Source organism: Cryobacterium sp. 10I1 (assembly GCF_035019805.1).
Lineage (GTDB): Bacteria > Actinomycetota > Actinomycetes > Actinomycetales > Microbacteriaceae > Cryobacterium > Cryobacterium glucosi.
The window spans coordinates 1-4,776 of record NZ_JASJVF010000243.1 but is presented as its reverse complement, the minus strand read 5'-3'; the positions used below and the strand labels follow the sequence as shown (position 1 = coordinate 4,776).

At 67.4% G+C, this 4,776-nt stretch carries 4 protein-coding genes and 1 pseudogene; 1 reads left to right on the top strand and 4 read right to left on the bottom strand.

Features of this window, described 5'->3' with window-relative positions:
• Nucleotide 1: 1 nt before the first annotated feature.
• On the bottom strand, nt 2-2,212 hold the full coding sequence (gene glgX / locus QN345_RS15635; protein ID WP_134447958.1) for a glycogen debranching protein GlgX: 2,211 nt from the start codon (nt 2,210-2,212) through the stop codon (nt 2-4).
• A gap of 98 nt (nt 2,213-2,310) precedes the next feature.
• Nucleotides 2,311-3,345 (bottom strand): LLM class flavin-dependent oxidoreductase, encoded by a 1,035-nt coding sequence (locus tag QN345_RS15630; RefSeq protein WP_134561183.1) that lies wholly within the window; start codon nt 3,343-3,345, stop codon nt 2,311-2,313.
• 195 nt (nt 3,346-3,540) lie between these two features.
• Between QN345_RS15630 and QN345_RS15625 the strand changes: the two genes are divergently transcribed.
• Complete coding sequence (locus tag QN345_RS15625) at nt 3,541-3,915, top strand: glyoxalase superfamily protein (RefSeq protein WP_134447954.1); 375 nt, start codon at nt 3,541-3,543, stop codon at nt 3,913-3,915.
• A gap of 37 nt (nt 3,916-3,952) precedes the next feature.
• On the opposite strand, the gene QN345_RS15620 is transcribed toward QN345_RS15625, so the two are convergent.
• Together QN345_RS15620 and QN345_RS15615 are read right to left on the bottom strand one after the other, a co-directional pair.
• Nucleotides 3,953-4,372, bottom strand: a complete 420-nt coding sequence (locus QN345_RS15620) for a YchJ family protein (protein ID WP_134447952.1) — start codon at nt 4,370-4,372, stop codon at nt 3,953-3,955.
• Between the two features lie 67 nt (nt 4,373-4,439).
• Nucleotides 4,440-4,776 (bottom strand): annotated as a pseudogene (locus QN345_RS15615) (hypothetical protein); the annotation flags it as partial.

Genomic DNA, 4,776 nt, shown 5'->3' with positions numbered 1-4,776 from the left:
CTCATGGTTCGACCGGGTGGTCCGGGTTGAGCGCGAGCGCCGTCGGCGTTCCGGCGAGGCCGGCGAGGGAGGCTGCCACGGAATGGTCAGGCGCGACCTCGGGCGCCTGGTAGGCACGCAGCACGACGACGGACCGGGACTTGACCGTCTGGATCGCGCCGGCCGGGCGCGGGATCGCGTCGGCGCCTTCGCCGGCCGTGTCGACCACGATCTCCCACTGCGGGGCGTAGATCGCAGGGGGCAGCCGGAATTCGACGTCCTCGGCGTCCGTGTTGAAGCACACGAGGAAGTTGACGTCGACGACGGGCTGGCCGCGATAGTCACGTTCCCGGATGCCGTCGCCGTTGAGGTACATGGCGACCGTGCCCGCCCTGCCCTCGTCCCAGTCCTCCGTGCGCATCTCCTCGCCGTCGCTGTTCAGCCAGACGATGTCGCTCAGGGTGTCGCCGTCGGCGGCGCGGACGTTGGGATGTCCGTCGAAGAAGCGGCTGCGGCGGAAGGTGGGGTGGTCCTTGCGCAGCCGGGAGATCGCGGCGGTGAATTCGATGAGCGGCTGGTCTGCCGTGTCCCAGTGGATCCAGCTGAGCTCGGAGTCCTGGGCGTAGGTGTTGTTGTTGCCCTGCTGGGTGCGGCCGAGCTCGTCGCCGTGCAGGAGCATCGGCACGCCCTGGGACAGAAGGAGGGTGGTCAGGAAGTTGCGGTGCTGCCTGGCGCGCAGGGCGAGGACTTCCGCGTCGTCCGTCGGGCCCTCCGCACCGGAATTCCAGGACCGGTTGTGCGACTCACCGTCGTTGTTGCCCTCGCCGTTGGCGTCGTTGTGCTTCTCGTTGTAGGAGACGAGGTCGGAGAGGGTGAAGCCGTCGTGCGCCGTGACGAAGTTGATCGAGGCCACCGGACGCCGCCCGGAGTGCTCGTAGAGATCCGCGGAGCCCGTGATCCGCGAGGCGAACTCTCCGAGGGTCGACGGCTCACCCCGCCAGAAGTCGCGGACGGTGTCCCGGTACTTCCCGTTCCATTCCGTCCACTGGGCCGGGAAGTTGCCGACCTGGTAACCGCCGGGGCCGACGTCCCACGGCTCGGCGATGAGCTTCACCTGGGAAACGATCGGATCCTGCTGGACGAGTTCGAAGAAGGTGGAGAGCTTGTCGACGTCGTAGAGGTCCCTGGCCAGGGCGGAGGCCAGGTCGAACCGGAAGCCGTCGACGTGCATCTCGATCGCCCAGTACCGCAGGGAATCCATGATGAGCTGGAGGACATGGGGGTGGCGCACGTTGAGCGTGTTTCCCGTGCCCGTGTAGTCCATGTAGTACCGCTTGTCGTCGTCCATCAGACGGTAGTACGCCTCGTTGTCGATGCCCTTGAACGAGATGGTCGGGCCGAGGTGGTTGCCCTCTGCGGTGTGGTTGTACACGACGTCGAGGATGACCTCGATGCCGGCATCGTGCAGGCTGCGCACCATTCCCTTGAACTCCTGCACCTGCTGGCCGCGATCCCCCGTTGAGGAGTACGCGTTGTGCGGGGCGAAGAAGCCGATCGTGTTGTAGCCCCAGTAGTTGCGGAGCCCCTTCTCCTCGAGCGTCCCGTCGTTGACGAACTGATGCACCGGCATCAGTTCGATGGCCGTGACTCCGAGTTTCTGCAGGTGGTCGATGACCGCGGGATGCGCGACCCCCGCGTATGTGCCGCGCTGCGACTCAGGGACGAGCTCCATGAGCTCGGTCAGGCCCTTCACGTGCGCCTCGTAGATGAACGATTCGCTGTAGGGCGTGCGCGGCGGGCGGTCGCCGAGCCAGTCGAAGAACGGGTTCACCACGACACCGAGCATCATGTGCGACGCAGAGTCGTCGTCGTTCCGGGAATCCGGGTCGCCGAAGTTGTAGGAGAAGAGCGACGGATCCCAGTCGATCGTCCCGGAGGTGGCCTTGGCGTACGGGTCGAGCAGGAGCTTGTTCTCGTTCAGGCGGTGTCCCGTTGCTGGGTTGTAGTCGCCGTGCACCCGGTAGCCGTACCGCTGCCCCGGCTGCACGAGCGGCAGGTAACAGTGCCAGATGAACGCACTCGACTCGATGACCTCCACCCGGGTCTCGGTGCCGTCATCGTCGAAGAGACACAGTTCGACGCGTTCCGCCGCCTCGCTGAAGATGGCGAAGTTCGTTCCGGTTCCGTCGAACGTCGCTCCGAGGGGGTACGCGGTGCCTGGCCAGGTTTCCAAGGGACTCCTTATGCTGATTTCCGGTGGATGCGCTCACCCGAGCGGGCAGGCGGCACCCCTTGTACGCTACCGCGTCACGAACCTCCCCAGCTGGGAGATCAACCCAGCGCGTCCCGCACCAGCGGAGCCACCCGGGTGCCGTACAGCTCGATGCTCGACATGAGCTTCTCGTGGCTGAGGGTGCCGAGGCTGTACTTCAGGTCGAAACGCGACAGGCCGAGGCCCTGCGCCGTCGCGACGATCTTGGCCGCCACGGTCTCCGGCGAGCCCACGAACAGGGCGCCCTCCGGTCCGGCATCGTGTTCGAACTGGGCGCGGCTCACGGGACCCCAACCCCGCTCCCGCCCGATGCGCTCCTGCATCGCGGCATAGTGCGGCCACATCTCCTCGCGCGCCTGCGCATCCGTTTCGGCGACGTACCCCGGGGAGTGTTCACCGATCGGCTGGGTCGGACGCTTGAATTCGCCGAGGGCGCGGTGGTAGAGCTCGACGAGGGGTGCGAAGGCGAGGGGTGAGCCGCCGATGATCGCGAGCATGAGCGGGAGCCCGTAGTGGGCGGCGCGGACAACGGACTGCGGGCTGCCGCCGACGCCGACCCAGGTGCGCATGGACCCGGACTCCGTCGGCGGGTACACGCTCTGGTCGGTGAGCCCCGCGCGGGTCGTTCCCGTCCAGGTCACCGGTTCTTCCTTGAGGAGTTCGGCGAAGAGGTTGAGTTTCTCTTCGAAGAGCCGTTCGTAGTCACCGAGGTCGAGACCGAAGAGCGGGAAGGATTCGGTGAAGGAGCCGCGGCCGAGGATGACCTCCGCGCGGCCGTTCGATACGCCGTCCAGGGTCGCGAAGCGCTCGAACACCCGGACCGGGTCGTCGGAACTCAGCACCGTCACGGCAGATCCGAGCCGGATGCGTTCGGTCCGCCCTGCGATCGCCGCGAGCACGACCTCGGGCGCCGAGACCGCGAAGTCCGTGCGGTGGTGCTCCCCGATGCCGAAGAAGTCGAGGCCGACCTGCTCGGCGAGGACCCCTTCAGCCACGACGTTGCGGAGCACCTGCGCCTGGTGCAGGGGCGCGCCGTCGGCATCCCAGGTCACGTCTCCGAAGGTGTCGAGTCCGAGTTCAAGCTCCTGTGCCATGCCATGCTCCTCTGTTGCCGGTCGTGGTGTTGCCGGGTCTGGTCCTGCCGCGCATCCCTGCACATGTCTATGCAAATGCATCCACTACCCGAACCTCCGGCACCACGCTGGTATTCCGCCCGGATCGCATTATCGTGTCAGCATCCGTCGTTCATCGCCACGTCGCGTCGCACGCCCCCCACGAATGGAGAAAGCATGGACTGGAAGATCGAGCTCATCTTCGTTCCCGTGACCGACGTCGACCGGGCGAAATCCTTCTACGTCGATCAGGTCGGCTTCCATGCCGACTTCGATTCCCAGGTCAGCGACACGCTTCGTTTCGTGCAGCTGACCCCGCCCGGTTCCGCGTGCTCGATCGCATTCGGCACCGGGATCACCGATATGGCACCGGGCTCCCAGCGTGGGGTGCAGGTCGTCGTGCCGGACGCGGACGAGGCCTGGCGGCATTTGCGCGACCACGGTGTCGACGCCACGCCCGTCGATGAGCAGCCCTGGGGTCGCTTCGTGACCTTCGCCGATCCGGACGGAAACGCCTGGACGCTCCAGGAGCTCCCTCCGCGCGACTCATGACCGGGCCCTCCCGCGCCCGGTCGGGGCACGGGTCGGGTCAGACCTCGGCGTCGACGTAGTACCAGCGCTGGGCGACGCGGGTGAAGCGGCTCACCTCGTGTTGGGCGCTCCGCACACCACCCTGGCGGCAGTACGCGGTGAATTCGACCACACCGGTCGAGTCGAATGGTCCGCCCTTTTCGGTGCGTTCGATATCGAGACGTGTCCAGTGGAGGGTGTCGTCGAGTTCGAAGTGCGCGGGTCGGGTGCTCGGATGCCACGAGTCGAGCAGGTAGTCCACGTCGCCGACGGCGAAGGCGGAGTAGCGCGATCGCATCAGGCGCTCAGCCGTCGGTGCGGAACTGACCCCGGCGTGCAGCGGGCCGCAGCACGCCGAATAGCGCTCGCCGCTCAGGCACGGGCAGTGTTCCGGGCGTTGCGCGTGCGGATCGGCGCGGGGGTCACGGGGGTTCGGCACAGCACCATTATCGCCGCCGCCGGAAGACCGGGGCGAATTCCGGGCAACGGGATCAGGGGCGAGGAGATCAGTACTGGACGTCCGACTCCGGTTGGGCGCGCACCTCGGTGGCGTCGTCACCCTCCGCAACGCCGACCAGCCCGGCAGCCTCGCCGGATTCTCCGGTCTCGGCCCCGGCCAACAGGTAGGACACGAACCAGTCGCACGCGAGGTTCGCCGCGGTGGCGAGGGCTCCGGGTTCCTCGAAGAGGTGGGTCGCACCCTCGACGACCGCGAGCCGGTTGCGACAGCGCATCCGGGTCCTGGCCCGGCGATTGAGGTCGAGCACGCCCGGGTCTGCGCCGCCGACGATCAGGAGCGTCGGGGCCGTGACCTCGGGGAGCCGGTCCCCCGCGAGGTCGGGA

Coding starts and splice junctions, on each gene's coding strand:
- QN345_RS15625 (WP_134447954.1), top strand. CDS start 3,541: ATGGACTGGAAGATCGAGCTCATCTTCGTTCCCGTGACCGACGTCGAC.
- QN345_RS15630 (WP_134561183.1), bottom strand. CDS start 3,345: ATGGCACAGGAGCTTGAACTCGGACTCGACACCTTCGGAGACGTGACC.